The 25,174-nt window shown below is 37.3% G+C and carries 26 protein-coding genes and 1 other RNA gene; 20 read left to right on the forward strand and 7 right to left on the reverse strand.

Annotated elements, in window-relative coordinates; genetic code table 11:
- Positions 1-120: 120 nt before the first annotated feature.
- Complete coding sequence (locus AC04QZ_RS03945; protein WP_478356660.1) at positions 121-1,857, forward strand: phospho-sugar mutase; 1,737 nt, start codon at positions 121-123, stop codon at positions 1,855-1,857.
- Between the two features lie 157 nt (positions 1,858-2,014).
- On the opposite strand, the gene AC04QZ_RS03950 is transcribed toward AC04QZ_RS03945, so the two are convergent.
- The gene (locus tag AC04QZ_RS03950) at positions 2,015-2,746 is read right to left on the reverse strand and encodes a hypothetical protein (RefSeq protein ID WP_478356661.1); all 732 of its coding nucleotides are present in this window, start codon (positions 2,744-2,746) and stop codon (positions 2,015-2,017) included.
- 169 nt (positions 2,747-2,915) lie between these two features.
- Between AC04QZ_RS03950 and AC04QZ_RS03955 the strand changes: the two genes are divergently transcribed.
- From AC04QZ_RS03955 to rnpB, 12 genes are all read left to right on the forward strand, one after another.
- Complete coding sequence (locus AC04QZ_RS03955; RefSeq protein ID WP_478356662.1) at positions 2,916-3,125, forward strand: hypothetical protein; 210 nt, start codon at positions 2,916-2,918, stop codon at positions 3,123-3,125.
- Between the two features lie 168 nt (positions 3,126-3,293).
- Positions 3,294-3,578 carry a hypothetical protein gene (locus AC04QZ_RS03960; RefSeq protein WP_478356663.1) on the forward strand — a complete coding sequence of 95 codons (285 nt, stop codon included), beginning with the start codon at positions 3,294-3,296 and terminating at the stop codon, positions 3,576-3,578.
- A gap of 153 nt (positions 3,579-3,731) precedes the next feature.
- Positions 3,732-4,502: an MbnP family protein gene (locus AC04QZ_RS03965; RefSeq protein ID WP_478356664.1), complete on the forward strand. Its 771-nt coding sequence runs from the start codon at positions 3,732-3,734 to the stop codon at positions 4,500-4,502.
- A 27-nt stretch (positions 4,503-4,529) separates the two neighbouring features.
- Positions 4,530-5,540 (forward strand): cytochrome-c peroxidase, encoded by a 1,011-nt coding sequence (locus tag AC04QZ_RS03970; protein WP_478356665.1) that lies wholly within the window; start codon positions 4,530-4,532, stop codon positions 5,538-5,540.
- Positions 5,503-6,480 carry a transporter gene (locus tag AC04QZ_RS03975; RefSeq protein ID WP_478356666.1) on the forward strand — a complete coding sequence of 326 codons (978 nt, stop codon included), beginning with the start codon at positions 5,503-5,505 and terminating at the stop codon, positions 6,478-6,480. The genes AC04QZ_RS03970 and AC04QZ_RS03975 overlap by 38 nt, the downstream gene beginning before the upstream one ends.
- Positions 6,481-6,490: 10 nt before the next feature.
- On the forward strand, positions 6,491-6,928 hold the full coding sequence (locus AC04QZ_RS03980; protein WP_478356667.1) for a hypothetical protein: 438 nt from the start codon (positions 6,491-6,493) through the stop codon (positions 6,926-6,928).
- A 111-nt stretch (positions 6,929-7,039) separates the two neighbouring features.
- Positions 7,040-7,300, forward strand: a complete 261-nt coding sequence (locus tag AC04QZ_RS03985) for a YHS domain-containing protein (protein ID WP_478356668.1) — start codon at positions 7,040-7,042, stop codon at positions 7,298-7,300.
- Positions 7,301-7,450: 150 nt separating this feature from the next.
- Positions 7,451-8,101, forward strand: a complete 651-nt coding sequence (locus AC04QZ_RS03990; protein WP_086546487.1) for an SCO family protein — start codon at positions 7,451-7,453, stop codon at positions 8,099-8,101.
- A gap of 82 nt (positions 8,102-8,183) precedes the next feature.
- Positions 8,184-8,609, forward strand: a complete 426-nt coding sequence (locus tag AC04QZ_RS03995; RefSeq protein WP_478356669.1) for a c-type cytochrome — start codon at positions 8,184-8,186, stop codon at positions 8,607-8,609.
- Positions 8,610-8,629: 20 nt separating this feature from the next.
- Positions 8,630-8,857: a UPF0175 family protein gene (locus AC04QZ_RS04000; protein WP_478356670.1), complete on the forward strand. Its 228-nt coding sequence runs from the start codon at positions 8,630-8,632 to the stop codon at positions 8,855-8,857.
- Positions 8,841-9,299: a PIN domain-containing protein gene (locus AC04QZ_RS04005; protein WP_478356671.1), complete on the forward strand. Its 459-nt coding sequence runs from the start codon at positions 8,841-8,843 to the stop codon at positions 9,297-9,299. The genes AC04QZ_RS04000 and AC04QZ_RS04005 overlap by 17 nt, the downstream gene beginning before the upstream one ends.
- 47 nt (positions 9,300-9,346) lie before the next feature.
- Positions 9,347-9,729: RNase P RNA component class A (gene rnpB, locus AC04QZ_RS04010), an RNA gene on the forward strand.
- Here the strand turns inward: rnpB and AC04QZ_RS04015 are convergent.
- Positions 9,729-10,607 (reverse strand): polyphosphate kinase 2 family protein, encoded by an 879-nt coding sequence (locus AC04QZ_RS04015; protein ID WP_478356672.1) that lies wholly within the window; start codon positions 10,605-10,607, stop codon positions 9,729-9,731. The genes rnpB and AC04QZ_RS04015 overlap by 1 nt on opposite strands.
- A gap of 143 nt (positions 10,608-10,750) precedes the next feature.
- Here AC04QZ_RS04015 and AC04QZ_RS04020 point away from each other — a divergent pair, with 143 nt between their 5' ends.
- From AC04QZ_RS04020 to blaB3PEDO, 3 genes are all read left to right on the forward strand, one after another.
- Positions 10,751-13,201 (forward strand): transglycosylase domain-containing protein, encoded by a 2,451-nt coding sequence (locus AC04QZ_RS04020; RefSeq protein WP_478356673.1) that lies wholly within the window; start codon positions 10,751-10,753, stop codon positions 13,199-13,201.
- Between the two features lie 175 nt (positions 13,202-13,376).
- Positions 13,377-16,565 carry a peptidase MA family metallohydrolase gene (locus tag AC04QZ_RS04025; protein ID WP_478356674.1) on the forward strand — a complete coding sequence of 1,063 codons (3,189 nt, stop codon included), beginning with the start codon at positions 13,377-13,379 and terminating at the stop codon, positions 16,563-16,565.
- Positions 16,566-16,572: 7 nt separating this feature from the next.
- Positions 16,573-17,454, forward strand: a complete 882-nt coding sequence (gene blaB3PEDO / locus AC04QZ_RS04030; protein ID WP_478357416.1) for a PEDO-2 family subclass B3 metallo-beta-lactamase — start codon at positions 16,573-16,575, stop codon at positions 17,452-17,454.
- 91 nt (positions 17,455-17,545) lie between these two features.
- Here blaB3PEDO and AC04QZ_RS04035 read toward each other — a convergent pair whose 3' ends face one another.
- Positions 17,546-17,896 carry a GIY-YIG nuclease family protein gene (locus AC04QZ_RS04035; protein WP_086546491.1) on the reverse strand — a complete coding sequence of 117 codons (351 nt, stop codon included), beginning with the start codon at positions 17,894-17,896 and terminating at the stop codon, positions 17,546-17,548.
- 133 nt (positions 17,897-18,029) lie between these two features.
- Here AC04QZ_RS04035 and AC04QZ_RS04040 point away from each other — a divergent pair, with 133 nt between their 5' ends.
- Both AC04QZ_RS04040 and AC04QZ_RS04045 read left to right on the forward strand, forming a co-directional pair.
- Positions 18,030-18,806, forward strand: coding sequence for an XRE family transcriptional regulator (locus tag AC04QZ_RS04040; protein WP_086546492.1), 777 nt, complete (start codon positions 18,030-18,032; stop codon positions 18,804-18,806).
- A gap of 79 nt (positions 18,807-18,885) precedes the next feature.
- Positions 18,886-19,338, forward strand: a complete 453-nt coding sequence (locus tag AC04QZ_RS04045; RefSeq protein ID WP_086546493.1) for a hypothetical protein — start codon at positions 18,886-18,888, stop codon at positions 19,336-19,338.
- A 66-nt stretch (positions 19,339-19,404) separates the two neighbouring features.
- Here AC04QZ_RS04045 and AC04QZ_RS04050 read toward each other — a convergent pair whose 3' ends face one another.
- On the reverse strand, positions 19,405-20,139 hold the full coding sequence (locus AC04QZ_RS04050) for a class I SAM-dependent methyltransferase (protein ID WP_478356675.1): 735 nt from the start codon (positions 20,137-20,139) through the stop codon (positions 19,405-19,407).
- 125 nt (positions 20,140-20,264) lie between these two features.
- Between AC04QZ_RS04050 and AC04QZ_RS04055 the strand changes: the two genes are divergently transcribed.
- Both AC04QZ_RS04055 and bioD read left to right on the forward strand, forming a co-directional pair.
- On the forward strand, positions 20,265-21,386 hold the full coding sequence (locus tag AC04QZ_RS04055; protein ID WP_478356676.1) for an aminotransferase class I/II-fold pyridoxal phosphate-dependent enzyme: 1,122 nt from the start codon (positions 20,265-20,267) through the stop codon (positions 21,384-21,386).
- On the forward strand, positions 21,387-21,995 hold the full coding sequence (gene bioD, locus AC04QZ_RS04060) for a dethiobiotin synthase (protein WP_478356677.1): 609 nt from the start codon (positions 21,387-21,389) through the stop codon (positions 21,993-21,995).
- 90 nt (positions 21,996-22,085) lie between these two features.
- Here the strand turns inward: bioD and AC04QZ_RS04065 are convergent, their stop codons facing one another.
- Genes AC04QZ_RS04065 through AC04QZ_RS04075 form a run of 3 tightly spaced genes read right to left on the reverse strand, consistent with a single transcriptional unit; the run spans position 22,086 to position 25,133 of the window.
- Entirely contained in the window at positions 22,086-22,781 is a 696-nt protein-coding gene (locus tag AC04QZ_RS04065) for a GDSL-type esterase/lipase family protein (protein ID WP_478356678.1), read from the reverse strand.
- 26 nt (positions 22,782-22,807) lie between these two features.
- The gene (locus AC04QZ_RS04070) at positions 22,808-23,710 is read right to left on the reverse strand and encodes a glycerophosphodiester phosphodiesterase family protein (protein WP_478356679.1); all 903 of its coding nucleotides are present in this window, start codon (positions 23,708-23,710) and stop codon (positions 22,808-22,810) included.
- Between the two features lie 13 nt (positions 23,711-23,723).
- Positions 23,724-25,133 (reverse strand): calcineurin-like phosphoesterase C-terminal domain-containing protein, encoded by a 1,410-nt coding sequence (locus tag AC04QZ_RS04075; RefSeq protein WP_478356680.1) that lies wholly within the window; start codon positions 25,131-25,133, stop codon positions 23,724-23,726.
- Positions 25,134-25,174 lie beyond the last annotated feature (41 nt).

The following is a 25,174-nucleotide window of genomic DNA, read 5'->3' on the forward strand; positions in this document are numbered from 1 at the left end:
GCTTAAAAGCAACACCCTCAACAAAATAAAATTTGGATGAGTTGAAATAAAAGCATTTCAACCAAACATCATTCATTAAAATTTGTTCAACACCAGATATTAAATTTAAAAAACAGCTCAATGCAGGCAATTGACCAATCAACGCAAGCCACAATTAATCAGTGGTTAAGTGGAAATTACGATGAAAATACCAAGGCAGAAATCCAGGCCCTTGTAGATAAAGATGCAACTACCGAATTAACCGATGCATTTTACAGAAGTTTAGAATTTGGAACAGGTGGTTTACGTGGTATTATGGGTGCCGGATCTAACCGGATTAATAAATATACCATTGGAACAGCAACACAGGGATTGGCCAATTATTTAAACAATAAATACCCTAATGAAAAAATAAAGGTGGCCATTGCACACGATAGCCGCAACAATTCTGATTATTTCGCTAAAATTACAGCTGATGTTTTCTCTGCAAACGGAATTCATGTTTATTTCTTCTCTGCATTAAGACCAACCCCGGAACTTTCTTTCGCAGTGCGCCATTTTGGTTGCAAAAGCGGTGTGATGCTTACAGCGTCACATAACCCTAAAGAATATAATGGTTATAAGGCGTATGGTGCTGATGGTGGCCAGTTTACTTCTCCTGATGATAAGTTAGTGATTGATGAAGTAAATAAGATTAAAAATATTGATGAAGTTAAATTCGACCGTGTTGATGCCAATATCGAGTTGATTGGCGAAGAGGTTGATAAACTTTATTTAGACGGCATTACCGCACTTTCAATCTCACCAGAAGCGATTAAAAGACAACACGATTTAAAAATTGTATACTCGCCTATCCACGGGACTGGGATTACCCTCGTTCCTAAAGCCCTGGCACAATTTGGTTTTACCAATGTAACTTTAGTGGAAGAGCAAAGTACACCAGACGGAAATTTCCCAACAGTGGTATATCCTAACCCTGAGGAAAAAGATGCTTTGACTTTAGCAATGAATAAAGCAAAGGAAATTGATGCTGATTTAGTTTTGGCTACTGATCCTGATGCTGACCGTGTAGGTATTGCCGTAAAAGATAATAATGGCGAATGGGTATTGCTTAACGGAAACCAAACCGGATGTTTATTGATTAACTATCTTTTATCAGCCTGGGAAGCTAACGGAAAATTAGATGGTAATCAGTTTATTGTGAAAACCATTGTAACTTCTAATTTGATTGAAGAAATCGCTAAGAAAAAAGATGTTACTTATTACAATACCTTAACCGGGTTTAAATATATCGGTCAGTTAATGACGGAGTTAGAAGGTAAAAAATACTTTATCGGTGGTGGTGAAGAAAGTTATGGTTATTTGATCGGTGATTTGGTTCGCGATAAAGATGCTGTAGTTTCTGCAGCCTTCATTTCTGAAATGACGGCTTATTACAAAGATAAAGGTGCAAGTTTATACAATGCTTTACTGGATATGTATGTTGAGTATGGATTGTACAAAGAAGATTTAGTTTCGCTGACCAAAAAAGGTAAATCTGGTGCTGAAGAAATTAAAGCCATGATGGTTAAATTCAGGGAAAACCCTCCTGCAACGTTAGGTGGTTCGAAAGTTTCGGTACTGAAAGATTACGAATTAAGTCAGGAAACCGATCTAGCAACCGGAAAAGTAAGCAAACTGGATTATCCAACTTCTGATGTTTTACAGTTTATTACAGAGGATGGCAGTATTGTTTCAGCCCGTCCGAGTGGAACAGAGCCAAAAATTAAATTTTATTGCAGTGTAAATGCACCTTTAGCTGATCGAAAAGATTTTGAATCGGTTAACGCGCAACTTGGCGATAAAATCAAAGCGGTGATGGCTGATTTGCAGGCTTAATTTTAACCACAGATATGAGGAATAACACAGATGAAATCATTCATCTGTGTTTTTTATTTTGTGTCATCCGATTGCTATCGGATTTATTTCAGGGTCATAATATCAGAAAAGATGCTGAAATAAATTCAGCATGACGATTGCGTTTTAATCTTAACTTTTAATCAATCAGCTGCTTTACATTTTTCTTAGAAATATAAATAATAGCCGATTGGCTTTTCTGGGCAGATAAATATCTTCCTGTTTTTTTATCATGAATGCTTCTTCCTGCAGAAACGTACAATTTTCCTGATTTATCTACATGCAAATTATTGATCTGGTTATCAAATGGGACCTGTAATATTTTTGAGGTGCCATTTTTAAAAACCTCGATATCGCTTTTTAATACGTAACTCGACATCGAGCTTCCGGCTATGGGTTCTAAATTCTCTTTTAGTTTAATTTTCTGCTGATTATCAAGGTAAATCGTGGCGAACTCCTGAAATCTTTGTTCTGAAATATGGTATTTACTGCACCAATCCCAGGTAAATCCTTTATCTAAACTGAAAGATTGACTAAAAGTGGCCAATTGCAGGTTATCTTTAGTTCGAAAGCTGTTTGATTGCAGGGCGAAAATGGTATCCTTAACGGATAGAAAACCGTAAATGGGTTGATTGTTAACTTTTGTTTTTCGCCAGGTTTTTCCTTTATCAGTGCTTTGATAAATCTCAGTCAGTGTAGATACCATTAGCGTATCATCAATATCCCCGTAAACAGCATGGGCTTCTCTCCCACCTGCAATTTCAATCATGGTCCAGTTTGGATCATTAAATGTCGGGGCTACATCCGGCACTTCTTTTTTTGCACATGATGACAATACCATCATCACCGCGATAGTTTTAATTAATTTCATAGGTTTCATTTTTTGTGTAAGGCAAGATAAATAAAAAATTCAATTAACTAAAAACACAGGTGAAGTTGAAGAGAAATATTGTTTGTTATTCTGTCGAAGGCTCATAATTTTTGATCAAAAATCAATCAATAAAATAGATTACTTATATTCACATACTAAAGGATAACTGATGACAGAAATAATTTTAAAAGATAATATAGAGCAAAGTAAGATCAATGCGTTATTATCTTTCCTAAAAACATGGGGTATTGAGGCTGAACTAAGAATCACTGATTCTAAAAAGTCAGATAAATCAACTAAATTTTCTTTATCTACAGGAATTTGGAGTGATTATACCTTGACTGCCGAGGAGCTACGCGATAAAGCTTGGAAAAGGTAATGATCGAATTAAGAAAATCAAGGCTTTCTTATTTTTTCTTTGCTGCAACCAATTTCTTTAATACTTTTGCAGCGCAATACCATGTACAAAAAATTCTTAATATATCTTATCGTTACTTGCATCGTTTCTAATGGCGCCATGCAACTGGTTATATATTCTGGTTATAAAATGAACAAAGAATACATTACAAGTGTATTTTGTATTAACAAAGAACATCCTGAATTACATTGTGATGGACAGTGTTTCCTGGCCAAAAAATTAAAAGACCTCGAAGGTAAAAATAAACAGGCCCAGGAAAACCTGAAAAGAGTTGCAGAGGCTGAGCCCAGGTTTCAGACTATAGCCTTAAATCATCACCTTCCATATTTCATTATCACTTCCGAAAATCTTTACATCGAAAAACCGGTTAAAGACCTTTCTATCTCTATTTTTCATCCACCGAAAACGGTTTAAGTAAATCTTTTTTTTTGCGATCGTCACCCTGATCCGAGTTATCTGATTTATTTCAGGGTCTATCATGTATTATCATTAAGATGCTGAACTGAATTCAGCATGACGACCGCTATTAAAATTTCTTAAATATTTTACTTATCCAATTTTCTTAAAATGAAATTATCACAATACTTTTTGGCATTATTATGCCCTGTTATCATATTATCTTCTTGTAAAAAAAGCACTGACGAAGTTACTGCAGATACTAAATCTACTTTCACTATTGAATTCGAAAACCAGGTAAACGGAAGTCCCTTAGTTTTAAATAGCACCACTTATAAAAATGCCAAAGGCGAAGATTTTAAGATCAATGTTTTTAAATACTATGTAAGTAATATTAAATTAAGCAAGGCTGATGGAACAACTTATTTAATTCCAGAGAGTTATTTCTTAATTGATGCAGCCAAGGAAGAATCGACAAACATTACCTTAAAAGATGTACCAACAGGCGATTATACCAAAATTGAATATACAATCGGTGTAGATTATGCCCGTAATTTCGCCGGTGCACAAACAGGGGCTTTAGATCCGATCAACGGCATGTTCTGGACATGGAACAGCGGTTACATATTCGTTAAGCTGGAAGGAACCTCACCACAATCACCAGCAACCGGAAACGCACTTACCTTCCATATTGGCGGTGTTACCGATCCAAATAATACAATCAGGACATTCGCTACCGAAATTAATGCCGCAAACCCACTTCGTGTCAGAACCGATGGGAAACCAAATATGCACTTCAAGGTAAATGCCGCTGCATTATTTACAGGTAAAACCGATGTCAGTTTTTCTACTTTATATTTCACCATGGGTGGGGCAAATTCTGTAATTGTAGCCAATAACTATGCAAATGGCTTATTTCGTCTAGATCATATCCACAACTAAATGTTAAGGAAAATAACTGTCTTCGCAATGCTTTTTTTAAGCATTGCGTTGATGTATGCCTGTAGCAAGAATGAAGAAGAAGTAACTCCGGAAGAAAAGAAAATTACCTTTTCAATTCCTGCCAACTTCCCTGCTCCGGCATATAATTTCGAAGACAATAAATTAAGCAATGCAGGTTTTGCGCTTGGTAAAAAATTATTTTACGATGCCCGATTGTCGGCCGATAAAAGTGTTTCTTGCGGAAGTTGCCATCAGCAATTTGCGGCATTTACACAACTCGACCATAAGGTGAGCCATGGTGTAAACAACTGTCAGGGAAAACGCAATACCCCTCCGCTTTTTAACCTGGCCTGGCAAAAAGCATTCTTCTGGGATGGCGGTGTAAAAAACATCGAAACCTCACCATTAAATGCCATTACCGATGCCTGCGAAATGGGAACGGATATTGAAACCATCATTGCATTTCTGAAAAATACAGCACCTTATCCTGATTTATTTAAACAGGCATTTGGTTCAACAGCAATTAATTCGCAGCTGATCTTAAAATCGATTACCCAATTTACGGCAGTATTGGTTTCGGGCAATTCGAAATACGATAAAGTAATACGTAAAGAGAATGGCGTTGCTTTTACATCTGCAGAATTGGCTGGTTATAACCTGTTCAAAGAAAAATGTACCTCTTGTCATGCAGAGCCATTCTTCACTGATTTTTCTTACCGCAGTAATGGCTTGGATCTGGTCAGTACAGATGAAGGACGATCGCACATTACCGGCGTAGCTTCAGACTTTGGAAAATTTCGCGTGCCTACTTTACGCAATATCGAATATACCAGTCCCTACATGCACGATGGTCGATTTTACAGTTTAGATGAGGTTTTAGAACATTACAATTCGGGTGTAAAAACCTCAACCAATCTAGATGCGCAATTGAAAAGCGGAATTCCTTTAAACACCACAGAAAAAGAGCAGATTAAAGCCTTTTTAAAAACATTAACAGACAATGAATTTATCAAAAACACATTATACAGCGAGTCCTAAGCTATTAATTCTGGTTTTCCTCCTCATGAGCGGCCAGGTTTTCGCCTGCGATATTTGCGGCTGTTTTATGGGCATCACGCCTTATTATAATCGAAACAGTATCAGTCTTTTGTATCGCTACCGCTCATTTAGTGGTTATGAAGGACAATCACACGCCTTATTTCCTAATGGAGGAAGTTTCTTTATTCCCGCACGAAGTCAGGATTCGCCGATAACTAATCACGCAGGTAATCCCGGTGATTATGAGCTTTACCGCTCTTTAGAAATCAGGGGAAAATATTTCATCAATAGCAAACTCGAAATCAATGCGATTTTACCTTATGTTTCTAACAGCGAGCGCTACAACGGTTATACTTCTTCTATCTCAAGCATTGGCGATATCAACCTGTATGCTGGTTATCACCTCGTTCAAAAACTTGAGGATAATTTCAAACAACAATTGATTGCCGGAGCAGGAATAAAATTACCGACAGGTAAAAATGATTTCAAAAATACAGCAGGTATCCGTTATTCCTCACTGATGCAAGCCGGAACAGGAAGTACCGACGGTTTTGTATACCTGAACTACATGGTCGGCCTGGGTAAATTTGGGGCAAGTTTAAACACCTCTTACAAGGTAAACGGAACGAATAACCGAGACGAAGGCATCGCCAACAGTACTACTAGTTTTCTGAATATTTTTTATACGCAAAGAATCGGTAAAGATGTACAGATCATGCCTTCAGCACAGTTTTTTTATGAATATTCTGGCGGAGAAAAGTACAAAGGACAAAAAACCGGAGAACATGTGATGAATAACCTGATGGGTGGGGCTGGTATTGATGTTTTTTATAAAAATGTAGCCTTAAATGCTGGCGTGCAAACGAATATCTGGGAAGCCGAAACCGATCATCCAATGAGTGCAGGAAAGGTTTACGTTGGCCTTACTTATAATTTTTAAATCAAAGCATATGAACAGATTAAATATTGCAATGCTATGTTTGGTAACGGCTACGTTTATTTCATGCAAAACAGAACCTGATGCCAAAGCAGTTCGCCAGGAAGTGTTAAACATCCATGATAAATTAATGATTGATGGCGAAAAAGTAATCAAAAATAAAATGAAATTAGATACCCTCCTGGTGTCTGATCAGATTAAACTTTCTCCGGATTCAGCTTTACAAAAGCAAAAAATTAGCGATCTAATCATCCGGTTAAATGCTGCTGATGAAAAGATGATGGATTGGATGCATTTCTTTAAAGATGATTTTAAAGGAAAAACAGAACAAGAAGATCTGAGCTATTACAAATCTGAAATGGTGAAAATCAGGGCTGTTGAAGATAGCTATATTAAGGTTACCAGAGCATCAGATTCGTTGATCAAAATATATCAGTTAAAACAAAAATAATTAAAAAGTCAGAGGTCAGGGGTCCGAAGTCAGAAGATGTGGAGTTTAGCAATTGAATTTCCAAACATCAGTCTTCCAACACCTGACCCGAGACTTAAAAACAAATTCAAAATGAAAAAATTAAATTTCGCAATAATCCTAATTGGATTGGCAACCATAACATTCAGGTCAAATGCAAATCCGATAATCGACAAGCAAAAGATCAAACTCATCGATTCAGCAAAAAAAGTATTGGTAGATCCGGTTTGCAAAATGAAGGTGAAAGCTGGTGCACCGAAAACCACGGTTTATAATAAAGTTACCTATACTTTTTGCTCCGAAAGCTGTAAACAAAAATTTGTAGCAGAGCCAGTGAAGTACATTAAAAAATAAGTCCGGATCCGAAAGGCCGTATGAGGAAGTTTAGGCGCATAATACCTAAACGCCAAAACATCGGTCTTCGGACAGCTGACTCCGGACTTTTCCAAACAATTAATTTCTTAAGAAGAATACGTTGTATATTTACATTTTTAAAATAAAATCATGAATAAAATTACTGCTTACCTTGCTGGTTCCATACTGGCTGTTTCTATATTTACCGCCTGCAAACAAGAAAGAAAGCTTCCATTTTATGGCGAACGCCATGCCGAAACGGTTAGAGATGCAGCTGGCATAGAGAAAATTGATACCGTTTATCAAACTATTCCGAATTGGTCTTTTTTAAATCAGGACAGTGTTGTAACAACAAACAAAGCCACTGATGGCAAAGTTTATGTAGCCGATTTTTTCTTTACTTCATGCACCACCATCTGCCCTACCATGCACCGAAACCTGGCAACGGTTTTCAGCGAATTTAAACTCAACCCCGACGTGATGTTTGTATCACACACCATCGATTTTAAATATGACAAACCCAGTGTTTTAAAAAAATATGCACAAAAACTTGGCGTAGATGGTTCGAAATGGCTATTTCTTTATGGCAGTAAAGACAGTGTTTATACTTTAGCCGAGAAAAACTATTTAGTGGCTGTTGGTGAAGATAGCACGGCAAAAGATGGCTATATTCATCAGGGTTATCTGGTTTTGATAGATAAAGACAGGCATATCCGCGGTGCTTACGATGGTACTAAAGAAGACCAGGTAGAACAATTGAAAAAAGATATTCCGGTTTTATTAGCGGAGTATAATAAATAGAATTCTTAGCCACGGAACCATGGATTAATACGGAATTAAAATTCTATTTCAGTGTTTCCGTGGCAAATTAAACAAAGTTTCAATGCGCAAGTACATCATCAATACTACCATTTTGCTATCGCTGGTTGCTATTATCTTTTCCTGCCAAAATCAGGAAACCATCGATCTGCAAAATTACATGTCGAATGGAAAAGATATTTATAAAGCCAAATGCCAGAATTGCCATGGTGAAAATGGTGAAGGATTGGGCCAGCTTGCACCACCCCTAACCGATTCTGTTTTTCTGAAAGTAAATAAAACACGTTTGGCCTGTTTCATCAAAAATGGGGCGAATGAATCGCTGATTATCCATGGAAAAGAATACAAAGAAAAAATGCCTGCCTTCCCCGAACTTGCCGATATTGATGTGGCGCAGGTAATGGTTTATATTACCAATTCGTTTGGCAATAAACAGGGCTTTGTGCCGTACTCGGAGGTGTCAAAACATTTGCAGAATTGTAATAAATAATATTTTTGTATATTTAAGGTATGACAACGATAACCCTACAAGTCCCAGATAGCTTAAGCGAAAATGAGCATGATACGGTGCGCTTTATCGCTGCAAAGTTGTACGAATCTGGAAAACTATCTTTAGGCCAAGCAGCAGCTATGGTTGGCTTATCAAAACATACTTTTGCCGAATTGCTTTCTGATTATGGCGTTTCAATACTTAACTATCCCATTTCAGAAATGTTAAGTGATGCAGAAAAAATATGAAATAGTAATCGCTGACACTAGTTGCTTCATTCTATTAGAAAAAATTGGAGAACTAAGCCTTTTGAAATTACTTTTCTCAAAAATTATCACAACAGATACTATTGCCTCAGAATTTGGTTCTCCTTTACCTCCTTGGATCCAAATTAGAACGCCTAAAAATATTACTTTTCAAAACTCATTAGATATTGATGCAGGCGAAGCAAGTGCTATTACGTTAGCGCTCGAATCAGAAAGTTCACTTCTTATTTTAGATGATAGTAAAGGTAGGAAACTGGCGAGAAGATTAAATCTTCTTTTCACAGGGACATTAGGCATAATTTTAAAAGCAAAAAATGTCGGCATTATTCCTTCCATAAAACCTATTATTCAGAAAATACAAGAAACGAATTTTAGATTTTCTCAAAAAGTACTGGAAGAAATATATGCATTAGCAAATGAATAGTATATCACAATTGTGATAATATAGATAAAAACACCATCTTTGCGCAAAATGCAGGTTGTTCTATCGCTGTTTCGGGTAAAACCGGAAGAGAGGAAAGTCCGGGCAACGCAGGGCATCCCGCTTTCTAACGGAAAGGGGTTCAGGAATGAAAACCTGAATTACGGATTAGTGCAACAGAAAATATACCGTCCCGACCTAAAGTTGGGATAAGGGTGAAAACGTGCGGTAAGAGCGCACGAGCATTACAGGCGACTGTAGTGGTTTGTAAACCCCGGGAGTTGAAAGACCAAATAGGCTAACGTACGTAGGGCTGCCCGTCCGATGTTAGTGGGTAGGTCGTTAGAGATAAACGGCAACGTTTATAGTGGATAAATGATAGAAATCCTGAGCAATCAGGAAACAGAACCCGGCTTATAGACCTGCATTTTTTTATTCACTTAATAAAATACTTTTAGTTTCTTCGAGTTTAAGCACTTCCTCTTCACCCAAAACAGGAAACTTCAGGTCGAGGCTTTTTAATTTATCTTCAATAATTTCACTAATTGCCAGCCGTGCAAACCATTTTTTATCAGCCGGTATGATGTGCCAGGGTGATTCTGCAGTACTGGTTTCGTTAATGGCTTCCTGATAGGCATCCATATACTTATCCCACAAGGCCCTTTCTTTAATATCGCCTGAAGAGAATTTCCAGTTTTTAGCAGGATCATCAATACGTTCTAAAAAGCGTTGTTTTTGTTCATCCTTGCTTACATTTAAAAAGAATTTCAAAATTACCGTTCCATTAGCCGTTAAATGTTCCTCAAAATTTTTAATGCTCTTATAACGCTGCTGCCAAAAGCTTTTATTGATTTTTTTAACATCATTAAAACCCGGGATATTTTCACTTAAAATATATTCGGGATGCACCTTGCAAACCAACACATTTTCATAATGCGAACGGTTATGAATACCTATCCTGCCGCGTTCTGGCAAAGCTTTATAATGTCGCCACAAAAAATCATGCTCATATTCTTCTGATGTAGGTACTTTAAAACTATACACCTGGCATCCTTGTGGATTTAGTCCGCTCATTACATGCTCAATGGCACTGTCTTTCCCTGCAGCATCCATCGCCTGAAAAATAATCAGCAAAGAATGTTTTCCAGATGCATATAATTTCTCCTGTAAGTGGTTTAGCTCTATTTTCGAGTTCACCAATGCATCTTTGGCTTTTTCTTTATGATAACCTCCGGTAAAATCCGTTTTGTGGTTTTTTAAAGAAAATTTCTTATCTCCTTGTACAATTAACCCTTTAAATTCGTTTTTCATAATCATGTATAGTTTTAGATAAATCGATGCATCAATAATTTAAATATAGAACTAAAAAATAAGTAAATTAAATACGTTAATTTGCATATAGAGTTTTTTATATTTAACGCCACAGCTTTTACCTAAAGATCATCTTATCCAATATGTTTAAAGAGATAAAAAACAAGTACTTACGTTATTCTACAATAGTTTTATTTTTTATAATAATTTTCTTTTCTGCCCTTCAATTAAACTTTTTGTGGCTATTTGGCTACTCACCAAGTGTTCGAGATATTAAAGCACCTACCCTCCGTGTAGGTTCAGAACTTTACACTGCCGATGGAAAACTGATTGGCAGGTACTTTAAAGAAAACAGAACGCCGGTAAATTATAATGAAATTGCACCTAGCGTAGTGCAGGCTTTGGTCGCTACCGAAGATGTGCGTTTTTATAAACACTGGGGTATTGATTTGCAGGCGGTTGCCCGCGCTGTTGTGGGTTTAGGAAAAGATGGCGGAGCCAGTACCATTACCCAGCAACTGGCAAAAAACCTGTACCGTACACGTTATAATAAATCGCAGGGATTATTGATCAAAATACCTTTGGTTAGGACCTTAATTGTAAAACTAAAGGAATGGATGACGGCTGTAAAACTAGAATCTAACTATTCTAAGAATGATATCATCACCATGTACCTCAATACCGTTTCTTTCGGTAACAACACATACGGCATAAAAACGGCGAGCCGGATTTACTTTGATAAGGAAGCGAAAGATTTAGCGACCACAGATGCAGCTATGCTGGTGGGTATGTTAAAAGGCACAACATTATATAATCCAACCAAAAACCCGGCAAAAGCTTTAGAAAGAAGAAATGTGGTGCTTGCGCAGATGAATAAGTACAAGTACCTGAGTAAAGATAGTTTAACTGAGTTATCGAAAGAGCCAATTAAACTAAAAGAAGGTAAAATGCAGGATGGCAGCGATGGCGACTCCTACTTAAGGGCTGCTGTGGCAAAATATTTAGAGAAATGGTGTACGGATAATGGTTACGACCTTTATGAAGATGGTTTAAAAATTTATACCACGATCGATTCAAAACTTCAAAAATATGCTGAAGAAGCAGTTGCTGATCAGATGAGGATTTTGCAACGCCGGTTTTATAATGTGTGGGGCAATGAAGATCCCTGGTACGATTCGGAAAAACAAAAGGTTGATTATCCCGACAGAGCGATGAAAAACCTGCCCATTTATACAATTTTACAAAAGAAATTCCCTAATAATCCAGATTCTGTTACTGCCTATTTTAATAAAAAAAAGAGGATGCAGATCTTTACTTATAAAGGCGACCGCGATACTTTATTCTCTACTTTAGATTCGATCCGTTATTATGGAAAAATCATGAATACCGGAATGATGACCATGGAACCTGCAAGTGGTAAAATTAAAGTTTGGGTTGGCGGTATTGACCATAAGTTCTTCAAATACGATCACGTTAATCAATCTAAACGTCAGGCGGGCTCTACTTTCAAACCATTTGCTTATTTAACGGCTTTAGAACAAGGCATGAGTCCTTGCGATAAATTTACAGATAAGCCAGTTAAAATTGCTTATCAGGATAAAGGCGAAACGAAATATTGGGAGCCAAAAAATGCCGATTACAGCGTTTCTTACCGCGAAATGAGTTTAAGATGGGCCATGGCAAAATCGGTGAATACCATTACGGCTCAGGTAACTGAAAAAGTGGGCTGGGATAATGTGGTAAAATATGCGCACGAGTGTGGTATCGATAGCCATTTAGAATCTGTTCCATCGGTAAGTTTAGGCTCAAACGATGTTACGGTTTACGAAATGGTAAAAGCCTATGCGACCTTTATGAATAAAGGAATCAAAACAGATCCCATTTTAGTAGAGAAAATTACCGATCAGGATAATAATCTAATTGATGAGTTTAAACCTAAAACAAAAAGGGTTTTGACAGAAGAAATTGCCTGGTTAATGACCTATATGTTCCGTGGTGGTATGGAAGAACCGGAAGGTACCTCGCAGGCATTATGGGAATGGCCAGATTTGTTTAGAAAAAACAATCAAATTGGTGGTAAAACGGGTACTTCTTCTGATTATGTAGATGCCTGGTACATGGGTTTAACCAAAGATCTGGTAACCGGCGTTTGGGTGGGTTGTGATGAAAGAACAGCACACTTTAAAAACGGCGAACAGGGAGAAGGCTCAAGAACGGCGCTACCCATTTTCGCTAAGTTTATGGAGAAAGTATACCTCGATCCAAGTTCAGGTTATACTTATGGTCCGTTTCCAAAAGCAACGGTTGATATAACCAGAACCTACAACTGCCCTAGCCCACGGATTATTAGAGATACCACCTCAACTGACAGTTTAGCGGTAGATTCTACAGATTTTACGGTTCCTGAAACACCAGAAACCGTGACCCCGGTAACCGTTGAACCTGAGGTTAAAAAAGAAGAAAAGAAAGCTGAACCTGTTCAAACTCCTCCGGCAGCTACAGTTCCTTTAACCAGAAAGGAAGAAAGAGAGCTGAGAAGAAAACAACGTCAGGAAGAAAAAGAAAAGAAAAAGAACGAGAATAATCAGCCTTAGTTTTTTATTGTAATAATAGGCCAGATAGATTACCTATCTGCGCTGGTTAGTAGAAATAACTTTAAAAAAGTGTTAAAATTTTAATACTGTTTTAAACAATTGCTATTTTTATTTTTCAAATCTCATACCATTTCATTTTCGTAAATTATTGAACTTCGTTACTAAAACCACACATATGAAAATAGGCTCTACCTTATTAAAGCGATATTCTGCTGTATTGCTGCTGCTTATTCTTTCTTTTTCTGTTAAGGCCCAATATTTCGGGCAAAACAAGGTAAGGTATAAAAAACTCGATTTTAAAGTTTTGCAAACACCCCATTTCGAGATTTACTATTATATTAAAAACGAGAAACTTTTAAAACGTTTTTCGCAAGATGCCGAAACCTGGTACAAAATGCATCAGGAAGTTTTCAGAGATACTTTTTTAAAGAAAAATCCCATTATCCTATACAATAACCATCCTGATTTCCAGCAAACAACTGCACTTAACGGAGAAATTGGAATTGGTACCGGCGGGGTTACCGAAGCATTAAAAAACAGGGTGATAATGCCGGTTATGGAGTTAAATAGCCAAACGAGACACGTTTTAGGTCACGAGCTTGTCCATGCTTTTCAATACCACCTTTTGCTCGAAAAAGATTCGATTAGTTTAGAAAATGTTGGACAAACACCACTATGGATGGTTGAAGGTATGGCTGAGTACTTATCAATCGGTAAAAAGGATGCATTTACTTCCATGTGGATGCGTGATGCAATGTTGAACCGTGATATCCCTTCTTTAAAAGATTTAACCAACTCCAACAAATATTTCCCTTACCGCTATGGCCAGGCATTCTGGACTTACATAGGTTCGCAATACGGCGATACCACTATTGTTCCATTGTTTAAGAATACCGCAAAATATGGCTATGAAAATTCCATCAGGTATACTTTCGGCTACGATGATAAAACCTTATCTGGTTTATGGAAAAATTCTATCGATGCGCATTATAAACCCATGTTAAAAGCAGATAGTTCGCAGATCAAAATTACAGGTACAAAAATCATCGACAATAAAAATGCAGGTAATATGAACGTTGCCCCTGCCCTTAGTCCAGATGGAAAATACTTAGCCTTTATGTCTGAAAAAGACCTTTTTGGGATTGATTTATTTCTCGCAGATGCCAAAACCGGGAGAATTATCAGAAAACTAAGTAGTCAGATCTCCAATGGCCATATTGATGATTTCAATTTTATAGAGTCGGCCGGAGCATGGTCGCCAGATAGTAAACAATTTGCCTTTAGTATCTTTAGTCAGGGCAAAAACCAGATGATGATTATCAATGTCTCAAACGGTACTACGGTTTCTCAAACGGCCATGGATCAGGTGCAGCAGTTCGGTAATTTAACCTGGTCGCCAAACGGAAAAGATGTAGCTTTCTCGGGTATGGTTGAAGGGCAGAGCGACATCTTCTCTTACAATCTAGATACCAAAACAGTTACGCAGATTACCAATGACGTATATTCTGATTATGCACCTAGTTACTCACCAGATGGCAAAAAACTGGTATTTTCATCAGACAGAGCAGCAATTCAGGCTAATGTAATTAACGCTGTATTGCCTATAAATCTTGCTGTTTACGATATCGCTTCTAAAACGGTGAGCAATTTAGATGTTTTTCCAGGAGCGAATAACCTCAATGCGCAGTTTTCTTCAAACAGCCAGAATATCTATTTCCTCTCGAACAGAGATGGATTTAGAAATTTATACAAATACAATTTCGCAGATAATACCGTTGATCAGTTAACCGATTATTTTACAGGAATTAGCGGGATTACCGAATTTTCGCCTGCAATTTCAGTTTCTACAACTGATGACATTGTGTATAGCTATTATCGCTACCAGCGTTACACTTTGTATAATGCGAAGTTGAGCAGCTTTAAAGCAAAACGAATTGGTAATCAGGAAGAAAATTTTGATGCTGCGATCCTTCCTCCGATGGAAAACATCGGTGTAAACATCATCAATTCTAATTTAAATAATTTTGACCGTTTCGAAAAAACCATCGCCGATTCGATGCGAACGGTACCTTACAAACCAAAATTCAGGTTAGATTATTTAGCCAATAGCGGTGTTGGTGTTTCTACCAGCCGTTTCGGAACTGGTGTTTCAGGCGGTATTGTGGGGATGTTCAGCGATATTTTAGGCACCAACCAGATTATAGCAAATCTATCGGTAAACGGAGAAATTTATGATTTTGGTGGTTTAGTAGGCTACATCAATCAAAAAAGCAGAATTAACTGGGGTGCTGCCATTTCACATATCCCCTATGTATCAGGATTTAGGTCTTACGGCTACGAGAATATCCCTATAGGTAAAAATCAGGCCGGGGTTGAACAAACCATTAATGCCTTTGCAGACAGGACGGATATTATTAGAACATTCGAAGATCAGCTTCAGGTGTTTGGTGCCTATCCTTTTAGCAAAATACACCGGTTTGAACTCGGAGGAGCATTTTCGCATTATAGCTATCGGATTGACCGGTACAGTAATTATTATGATGCAAACGGATATTACATCCGATCTGATAAAAACAGAATTTCTAACGACGAGGCCTCAAAAACGTATGAGGTTCCTTTTAATGCCTTTACCCTGTATCAATTAAATGCTGGTTTTATTGGCGATAATTCTATTTTCGGTCTAACCGGACCGCTTGATGGTTATAGGTATCGGGTAAGTGGAGAAAAATATTTTGGCACCTATAACTTCGCTGGCGTAACGGCCGATCTTCGTAAATACTGGAGAGCAAAACCAGTAACCTTTGCCGTAAGAAGTTATAATACTTTAAGAATCGGCAAAGACGCAGATAGGCTTTACCCGATGTATCTGGGTTATCCTTATTTGATTAGAGGTTATGAATCAAACTCCATTTACAAAAGTACTTCAGCCCAATCGTCAGAATCTTTTGATATTAACCAGTTAACAGGAAGTAAAATAGCTGTTTTTAACTTCGAAGTCCGCTTACCTTTTACCGGACCTAAAAAACTAGCGGCTATACCTTCTAAGTTTTTATTTTCTGATTTAAACTTATTCTTTGATGCAGGTTTGGCCTGGACAAATGATACCAGGGTTAAATTTAAAAGTGAACCAACGTATACATCAGAACCGTTATTAGATGATAATGGTGTACCAGTTAAAGATGATAAAGGAAATCCGGTTACATATCAAGCCACTACAGAACGTGTACCAGCCATGAGTGTTGGTATATCGTTACGGGTAAACGTTTTTGGTTATTTTGTATTAGAACCTTACTACGCAATTCCTTTCCAAAGGAAGGATGTTAAAACCGGCGTATTCGGTTTAACGTTTGCACCAGGATGGTAAAAAGGAAATTAATTTAATGGCGAAATTGCACATGAAAAAAATATGTTTAATGGTTTTATTGTCTTGCAGCTTGTTTGGTTTTGCCCAAACAGTAACAGAGCCAGCGAATAATCCAAAAGAGTGGTCTCAGGCTTCAGCGCCATTTAGAATTGCAGGCAATCTATATTATGTTGGCACTTATGATTTAGCTTCTTATTTAATTGTAACAGAAAAGGGAAATATATTAATAAATACAGGTTTAGCTAATTCGCTTCCAATAATAAAAGAAAATATAAAAACTTTGGGATTTGATTATAAATCAATCAAAATTTTGCTTTTAACCCAGGCCCATTTTGATCATTTAGGCGCAATGGCTGAGATTAAAAAAGAAACCGGTGCAAAACTATATGTAGATGAGAAAGATGCGGATGCGCTTGAAACCGGTGGAAAATCGGATTATGAGCTTGGGAAATATGGCATAAGTTTCAAACCCGTAAAATCTGATTTCCTATTGAAGAATAACGATAAAATTAAATTAGGCAGCACTACGTTAACAATGCTTCATCATCCTGGGCATACTAAAGGATCGTGCAGTTTTATATTCAATACGAAAGATCAAAATTCCAGCTACAAAATTTTGATTGCCAATATGCCGTCCATAATTGTTGACAGAAAATTCTCAGAAATAGCTTCGTATAAAGATATCCAAAAAGATTATACTGAAACTTTTAAAGCAATGAAAAAGCTCGACTTTGATCTTTGGGTTGCATCTCACGCAAATCAATTTAATCTCCATGATAAACATAAATCGGGAGACCCTTATAATCCAAAAGTTTTTATGGATAAAAGTAATTTTTTCAAAAATCTTCAGGATCTGGAAAATTTTTTCCTCGAAAAAATAAAAAACTAGCCCTTTACTAACTTGTTTAAAGCGATTAATATAAATTATCGCTTTTTTTTATGGAGATAGTTTAATTTCTTTGGCCTAATAAACCTAGCGATTAAGACAAACTCGTAAATGATAGTTTTACCTGATTACTGATATTCCGATGTAAAAGAATATTTTCGAAATCGAGGCCAATAGTTAAATCAATCCAATCCGGATTACAAGATCTTACCAAACGCTCTTTTTGCATACGTGTAAACCGGCTAATGGATTTAAAACGTACCAAAGCTTGTGCTTCTGTTTTAAACTCTTCAAAATAAACCAGGCGGGTTAATTGTTGCCCATTATCAAAAAACAAGTTCGGCATCTGTTTGTAGAAATCCAGTGTCTTCATTAAATCTGAGCTCATGCCCACATGCATACTTGTACGATTTCTGTCGGTAACGATATAAACAAACTTTTTCATGATCTTATGTTTAAAACTTAAAACTAAACTATTTAGTATACGCTCTTGCAATTCAAAATAATATTACTAACTTTATGAGCATAAAATTACTAACTATTTTAGTAATTCCAAATTTATTTTAAAATTTATTTTTATGTCAAATATTTCAAATAATTTAAAGTACCTCAGGAAGAAAAAAGGCCATACACAGCAAAATTTCGCTGATATTATGGAAATCAAGAGATCGCTCATCGGGGCTTACGAGGAAGACCGGGCGGAACCTAAATACGATTTGCTAAAAAAAATAGCCGAATACTTTGATCTGACCATCGATGAATTCATCAATGAGAAAATATCTGACAGCTGGAAACCGAAGCCAAAAAGCCAGGGATCTAACTTAAGGGTACTCAGTATTTCTGTTGATCAGAACGACCGCGAAAACATCGAACTGGTTCCGGTTAAAGCGAGTGCTGGTTATTTGAATGGTTTTTCAGACCCTCAATATATTAGCGACCTGCCGAAATTCCAGCTTCCTTTAGCTGCATTAAGACAAGGTACCTTCAGGGCTTTTGAAATTATGGGCGATAGCATGTTACCCGTTCAGCCAGGCAGTGTGATTATTGGCGAATACCTCGATAACTGGAATGAAGTAAAAACCGGCGAAACCTATATCGTGATTAGTAAAAATGAAGGTGTAGTATATAAAAGAGCTGGTAACCGTTTCAGAGAGAATAAGGATTTGAAGCTGATATCAGATAATAAAGTATACGATGCCTATACCATTGCTGCTGATGACATCCTGGAAATCTGGAAGGCCAAAGCCTATATATCTACTTCATTACCTGAACCTGCACCAGACCCAACAATGGAAACCTTGACACAAATGATGGCTCAAATGCAAAAATCAATTTCTCAACTAAATAAAAATTAACACTTTTTAACAAGGGCCGATTAAACTGTTTGCGTTTTTATGTATCTATTGATTTAACAAACACATAAAAAAACATAACATGAAAAAGGCAATTTTAACAATAGCAATTGCAGTAATGGGATTAACCGCTGCATTTGCTCAAGACACTACAAAAAGAGTAAGACGGGCAATGCCTAAAATGACTGCCGAACAAAGAGCAGAAAGGGCAACGTCAAGGTTGGAAAAAGAATTGAGCTTAACCGCTGATCAGAAAACTAAAATCTATGCGATTCAATTAGAGAACGCGAAAAAAATGGATACCTGGAAATCTGCCGATCAGGGCGATATGAAGAGCAAGATGAAAGAGCGCAAAGCGGCCATGGATGAGCAAAAAACTAAAATTGATGCTGTTTTAACCGCAGATCAAAAAACAAAATTGGATGCTTTCCGTGCCGAAGCCAAAGAAAAAGGTGAGAAAATGAGAAAAGGATTGGGTGGCAGAGGCAAAAAAGATAAAGCACCAGTGGTTTCTAATCCGCCTGCACAAGGATAAGTAGTAAATTAATTCATTATATTTTTGAAAGCGTTCCGATTATTCGAAACGCTTTTTTTTATCATATCATTTTTTAACCGCAGAGATAATTAAAAACATTGGCCTGCGCAATTCATCTTTCATTTCAGGGATTTCCGATAGGCTCAGCTCACTTGGCATGGGTTCTACCAATGCGTTAAGCTCAAAACCATTTTTAATTAAGCTACTGATGTAAGAAGTTAAAGTTCTGTGGTATTTTACTACATCAGTACCCAAAAAATTAGCTTCGCGCTTACCTTCGGAAAAATAATGATCCAATGGCCAATGCAAAACACTTCCACTTTCATCATAAGTCCAGTCTTGCCTGCCCTGCGCCGTAAATATGGGGTGCTCAATAGAGAAAACAAAACGACCACCTTGTACAAGGCTTTTATTGATTTGAAAACAGATGTCATCAAAAGAAGCCAAATAATGAAACGATAATGAGCTGATTACAACATCGTAGCGATTTGGTTTAAAATCAAAATCTTCAATGGCGCATAACTGGTAATCGATTTTAGGAGAGGAATTGATTTCACGCGCCTTTTTTAGCATATTTTCGGATAAATCGACAGCTACGACAGATTTCGCTCCTTGATTAACCGCATATTTGGCGTGCCAGCCAAAACCACATCCCAGATCGAGCACTTTTTTATTATCAAAATCTGGAAAAAGGCTTTGAAGAACATGCCACTCTCCTGCACCGTCCAATCCCTTAACCGAACGGCTCATTAAACTGTATTGTTTAAAAAATTCGCTATTGTCGTATTTATTCTCCTGCATAAAACTGTTATGAGGAAACAAATTTAGAAATATTAAATAACTGGAAAAGTTAAGGTATATCCTTAAGGCAAACATTTTTTCGGAAAGATTTACATTTATGCTTCCTCTTTATTTACTTTTGACCGATGAGCAAAATTGATCAGTTTCTTAGCGATAGACTTCAGGAAAGAAAAGATAACCTTTCGATCAGGAATTTATCGACAAACATCCCTCCTTTTGATTTTTGTTCCAATGATTATTTAGGTTTGGCCAGATCGGGTGAATTAAAAAATTTGATTGATAGTACGCTGGCCAAACGGCCTAATTATCTGAATGGTGCAGGCGGTTCGCGCTTGTTAAGTGGAAATACCAAATTTACTGAAGAAACTGAACAGTTTATTGCTGATTTCCACCTGGCTGAAAGCGGATTAATCTTTAATTCTGGTTATGATGCCAATGTGGGGTTACTTTCTAGCATTCCACAGCGTGGCGATACGATAATCACTGATGAGTTGATTCATGCGAGCATTATAGATGGCTGTAGATTAAGCCATGCTACACGTTATAAATTCCTCCATAACGATATAAACGACCTTGAAACCAAACTAAAACTGGCGAAAGGAAACATATTTGTGGTGGTAGAAAGTGTTTATTCGATGGATGGAGATGTTGCGCCATTAATCGCGATATCGAATCTTTGCGAACGCTACCAGGCCAACCTGATTGTAGATGAAGCGCATGCTACAGGCGTTTTTGGCGCAAGCGGCCGCGGATTAATCAATCAGCTTAACCTAAACAGCAAGGTATTTGCACGTATTGTAACCTTTGGAAAGGCCTTAGGTGTACACGGTGCCATTATTTTAGGAAGTAAAAACTTGCGCCATTACCTGATTAATTTTGCAAGATCGTTCATTTACACGACAGCGGCTCCCATTCATAACATCGTTGCAATTAGCTCAGTATATAAATACTTAAATGAAATTGATCATGGGCTGATCCACCAAAAAATTACGTTGTTTAGAAAAACATTAAAAGAGCAGCAGATCAGTGCACTTGATAGCGAAAGTACTATTCAGGGCATTTTGTTTTCATCAAATGAGGCAACCAAACGGGCTGCTACAATACTCCAAAGCAAAGGTTTCGATGTAAGGGCAATATTAAGTCCAACAGTAGCTTTAGGCAAAGAAAGGCTCAGAATCTGCTTGCATACCTTTAACACCGATCAGGAAATTATTTCCCTGGTTAATCATCTTAAAGAATTGAATTAAATGGCTAAATATTTTATCACAGGCATTGGAACGGGTATCGGAAAGACATTGATCAGTGCCATTTTAACAGAAAAACTAAAGGCCGACTATTGGAAACCCATCCAATCGGGCGATTTAGATACCAGCGATAGCATAACAATAGATCGTTTAATCAGCAATACAAAAACGGTTATCCACCCGGAAAGCTACAGATTAACACAACCCTTATCACCCCATTTATCGGCAAAATTAGATGGCATTGAGATCGACATTAACGAAATCAACCTTCCGTTAACGGATAACCACTTAATTATTGAAGGCGCTGGCGGTTTAATGGTACCATTAAACGAAAAAGAACTAATTATTGACCTGATTAAAAAACTGGATGTCGAAGTGATACTGGTTTCACAAAATTATTTAGGCAGCATTAACCACACCCTTTTATCAATCAACCTGCTTAAACAGTACGAAATCCCGATTAAAGGCATCATTTTTAATGGCGACGAGAATCTAGAAACCGAAAGATATATCCTTCAATATACTAAAACAAAAAAGCTAGGCAGTATACCTGGCTTAAAAAATATCGATAAAGAAAAAGTGGAGGCAGCTGGCCAAAACCTTTTTATTTAACAAAGTCCAAAAGCTAGCCACAGCCTGTTTTTATTTTATAGTTCTCCCAAGAAGTCAAGTTTCAAAAAACTTGACTTCTTTCAAATCATATTATTTCTCAGTTAAGTAACCAGACTTCTTAAGAAAGTCTGCCCAAACCTGATACCCGGCAGGGATAAGGTGTAACCCATCTTTAGTAAGCTCAGCCCTTAAATGTTTATCCTGGTCGGTAAAATTCGGATACAGGTCGATTACCGTTACATTTTTAGCAGCAAACTTTCTAATTTCATCATTTAACCAAAGAATGTGTTCGTCTTTACCATAATGGTTTTTAAATTTTTCGAAAGCAGCATTCACAGGCAAAAGTGTATTGAAATAAATCTTTGTTTTCTTCGATCCCTTTCTGATCCGGGCAATCATTTTTTTATAATTGCCTAAAATCACACTGTCCGGAATATTCCTGGAGATATCATTTATTCCAATCAGGATAAAAATCTTTGCTGGTTTACCCTCAATTACATCTTGCAAACGTTCTAAAACGCCAAAAGTAATATCACCAGAAATCCCCCTGTTTTTTGCCTGCGGAAGATCTAAAAGTTTAGCCCAGTCGGTTCCGGCAGTAATGCTGTTGCCTAAAAAAACGAAATCATTTTTTGACTTTGGATCGGCTTTAAACTTAGCCACGAGCTCAACATATTTCCCCGGACGATAGGTGCTGTCCCATTTTACAGTCTGGGCCATCGCCGTTGTAAACCCCAGGGTAAATACAACAGCGGTTATTAATAGCTTATTTAAAAGTGCTTTCATTTTGTGTTTTTATAAAGCCGAAAATACTATTTTACCTGAACTAAAATATCCGGGTAATCAGAAATAATACCATCAACGTTTAACGCTTTTAGTTTCTGAATATCGGCTAAGGTATTGGCTGTCCATGGAATGATTTTTACGCCATCTGTATGTGCTTTTTTAACTAAATCTTCATTTACCATTTGCCAAAGCGGACTTAAAATAAATGGTTTAAAACCCAAATCGGCCATATTTTCCTCATATGTTTTTTTATTTGCCACCAAAAAGGAAGTTTTCATTTTTGGGTACTTTTCATGGATAATCTGAATTGTCCTTTTATCAAAAGATTGAATCACCACAAAATCAGCAATCTTTTTCTTCAAAATCACATCCATTAAAAGTTTAACAAATTCTTCAGGTTTAGGGTTGGTGATCCCATCTCCACTCACACTACATTTAGTTTCAATGTTATAGAAAAACTGCTGACGTTTATTAGCTTTAATATCATGCTGAACGGCATCAATCAGGTCAGCAAGTAAAGGAAGGTGTGTTTTTTCTTTTTTCTGCTGAGGAAATAAATCATAATATTTAGTACCGAGATCGAATTGTTTAATTTCGGCATAGTTCATTCCAAAAACCGGATATTTTTTAGCATCTGTTACAGGGATATCCTTGCCATCTGGTGTAAGCATAAATGCCGGACTCAGGTAATCGTCATGCGTTACGACTACCTTACCATCTTTAGAGATATGGGTATCCATTTCAAGAGTGGTAATTCCTTCTATTTTCATGGTGTTTAACATTGCCAAAATGGTGTTTTCGGGCATCAGTCCCCTTCCGCCACGATGTGCTTCTGCACTAAATGCCGGAAATTTAACTTCCTGACTAAATGATGGAGCTGCACATGCAACGCATAAGGTAAATAAAATTGCCGATGGATTAAGTTTCATATGATTGGATGGATTAAGCATTAATTTCTGCCTCAAATTTTTCACCGAAGCGGTCGGTGGCAACAACTTTCACTTTTTTAACCGATGGCTCAAAATGCGCCAGAAACAAATGGTCTGTTGATCTCGGCTCCACGAATGGTCTCGGATTTGGCAACTTATCGCCTTTATAGAGCTTAACTGCCAGTGGATCATAACCATCTTGTTGTGCCAATGCGCCCATTGCTTTACCATCAAGGAAATATTCAACCTTCCATTCAGGATCATAGTTCCAAACATTGGCAATTAATCTTTTCTGATTGGTTAAAGTATCTACATAAATATCAAGCTGCGCTTTGCGGTCTCTCCCGGTCGATTTATAATACCATTTTAAATCCGTTCCATCTACTTCATAAACGCCATAACCACGCGGTGTACCATCTTCACAAATCGGACCGGTCCACCAGCCACCACAAACGGTACCGTGATTATGTTCGTAAATGCCGTTCCTGATTACATTTTTATTAAAATGCGTATGTCCCGACATGATATGAACGTTTTTGAAATCTTTTAGTACAGCATAAAAATCATCGTTATTTTTAACGGAGTTGTGTACCGGAATATGCAGACAGATAATTAATAGTGCATCTTTAGGCACCAGCTGGAGATCTTTAGCCAGCCATGCTAATTGTGTTGGGGTAATGTAACCATCGTAAGTTCTTTCTACACCTAAATAACGTACATCATCTAAAACCACATAATGAGCCTTGCCTCTGTTAAAAGAGTAGTAAGTTGGCCCGTAATGTGCCTGAAAGGTACGATCGGAAGTATCATCACCGCCTTGTCTGTAATCCTGGTCATGATTGCCCAGCGCCTGGAAAAATGGAATTCCGATTTTAGCAATCGCTTCATCGTATGCAGGAAAAAGATCGAAATTATCCCAAACCAGATCCCCTACACCGATTCCATGAACAGGGGTTTTTCCCATCCCTTTAACCACTTCTCTTGTATCAGGAACAGACGTTTCCATCATCTGCTGAACATCTTTTTTGTTCTTTACCTGAGGATCGGCCCAAATGATAAAATTATGTTTGTTGTCGTTTTGTTTTAACGGTTTAAGATCGAAGTTTAATTTACCAGCGGTATCTGGCTTATAATAATGGCGTGCAATGCTGCTTTCGGTTTTAAATTCGTAACCAGATGGTGTGCTGATCCAAACAAAACGGGCCAATTCGTGAAGTTTAATCTCATAATTACCACTTTTATCGGTTTGCACCACGCTGTATCCATCAGATATGACTACACCGGCAACAGCTTTACCTTTGCTGGTGACTGTTCCGCTCACTAAACCATCAACCGCGAATAATGATGATGGAAACGATTTTAAACTAACAAATAAGGTTGTGGTTAATAAGGTTGATTTTTGTATAAAGGATCTTCTGTTCATGAATTTATTGATATTAAATCATATAGACTTAAATTTTTATA

This window comes from Pedobacter folensis, assembly GCF_056490665.1.

Bases quoted from the DNA above. Each gene is read 5' to 3' on its own strand.
- AC04QZ_RS04075 (WP_478356680.1), bottom strand. From the start codon at position 25,133: ATGAACAGAAGATCCTTTATACAAAAATCAACCTTATTAACCACAACC.
- AC04QZ_RS04070 (WP_478356679.1), bottom strand. From the start codon at position 23,710: ATGAAACTTAATCCATCGGCAATTTTATTTACCTTATGCGTTGCATGT.
- AC04QZ_RS03980 (WP_478356667.1), top strand. From the start codon at position 6,491: ATGAACAGATTAAATATTGCAATGCTATGTTTGGTAACGGCTACGTTT.
- AC04QZ_RS04020 (WP_478356673.1), top strand. From the start codon at position 10,751: ATGTTTAAAGAGATAAAAAACAAGTACTTACGTTATTCTACAATAGTT.
- AC04QZ_RS03990 (WP_086546487.1), top strand. From the start codon at position 7,451: ATGAATAAAATTACTGCTTACCTTGCTGGTTCCATACTGGCTGTTTCT.
- AC04QZ_RS03970 (WP_478356665.1), top strand. From the start codon at position 4,530: ATGCTTTTTTTAAGCATTGCGTTGATGTATGCCTGTAGCAAGAATGAA.
- AC04QZ_RS04055 (WP_478356676.1), top strand. From the start codon at position 20,265: ATGAGCAAAATTGATCAGTTTCTTAGCGATAGACTTCAGGAAAGAAAA.
- AC04QZ_RS03955 (WP_478356662.1), top strand. From the start codon at position 2,916: ATGACAGAAATAATTTTAAAAGATAATATAGAGCAAAGTAAGATCAAT.
- AC04QZ_RS03950 (WP_478356661.1), bottom strand. From the start codon at position 2,746: ATGAAATTAATTAAAACTATCGCGGTGATGATGGTATTGTCATCATGT.
- AC04QZ_RS04065 (WP_478356678.1), bottom strand. From the start codon at position 22,781: ATGAAAGCACTTTTAAATAAGCTATTAATAACCGCTGTTGTATTTACC.
- AC04QZ_RS04000 (WP_478356670.1), top strand. From the start codon at position 8,630: ATGACAACGATAACCCTACAAGTCCCAGATAGCTTAAGCGAAAATGAG.
- AC04QZ_RS03995 (WP_478356669.1), top strand. From the start codon at position 8,184: ATGCGCAAGTACATCATCAATACTACCATTTTGCTATCGCTGGTTGCT.
- AC04QZ_RS04015 (WP_478356672.1), bottom strand. From the start codon at position 10,607: ATGAAAAACGAATTTAAAGGGTTAATTGTACAAGGAGATAAGAAATTT.
- bioD (WP_478356677.1), top strand. From the start codon at position 21,387: ATGGCTAAATATTTTATCACAGGCATTGGAACGGGTATCGGAAAGACA.
- AC04QZ_RS04035 (WP_086546491.1), bottom strand. From the start codon at position 17,896: ATGAAAAAGTTTGTTTATATCGTTACCGACAGAAATCGTACAAGTATG.
- AC04QZ_RS03945 (WP_478356660.1), top strand. From the start codon at position 121: ATGCAGGCAATTGACCAATCAACGCAAGCCACAATTAATCAGTGGTTA.
- AC04QZ_RS04040 (WP_086546492.1), top strand. From the start codon at position 18,030: ATGTCAAATATTTCAAATAATTTAAAGTACCTCAGGAAGAAAAAAGGC.
- AC04QZ_RS03985 (WP_478356668.1), top strand. From the start codon at position 7,040: ATGAAAAAATTAAATTTCGCAATAATCCTAATTGGATTGGCAACCATA.
- AC04QZ_RS04050 (WP_478356675.1), bottom strand. From the start codon at position 20,139: ATGCAGGAGAATAAATACGACAATAGCGAATTTTTTAAACAATACAGT.
- AC04QZ_RS03975 (WP_478356666.1), top strand. From the start codon at position 5,503: ATGAATTTATCAAAAACACATTATACAGCGAGTCCTAAGCTATTAATT.
- AC04QZ_RS03960 (WP_478356663.1), top strand. From the start codon at position 3,294: ATGAACAAAGAATACATTACAAGTGTATTTTGTATTAACAAAGAACAT.
- AC04QZ_RS04005 (WP_478356671.1), top strand. From the start codon at position 8,841: ATGCAGAAAAAATATGAAATAGTAATCGCTGACACTAGTTGCTTCATT.
- AC04QZ_RS04025 (WP_478356674.1), top strand. From the start codon at position 13,377: ATGAAAATAGGCTCTACCTTATTAAAGCGATATTCTGCTGTATTGCTG.
- AC04QZ_RS03965 (WP_478356664.1), top strand. From the start codon at position 3,732: ATGAAATTATCACAATACTTTTTGGCATTATTATGCCCTGTTATCATA.
- AC04QZ_RS04045 (WP_086546493.1), top strand. From the start codon at position 18,886: ATGAAAAAGGCAATTTTAACAATAGCAATTGCAGTAATGGGATTAACC.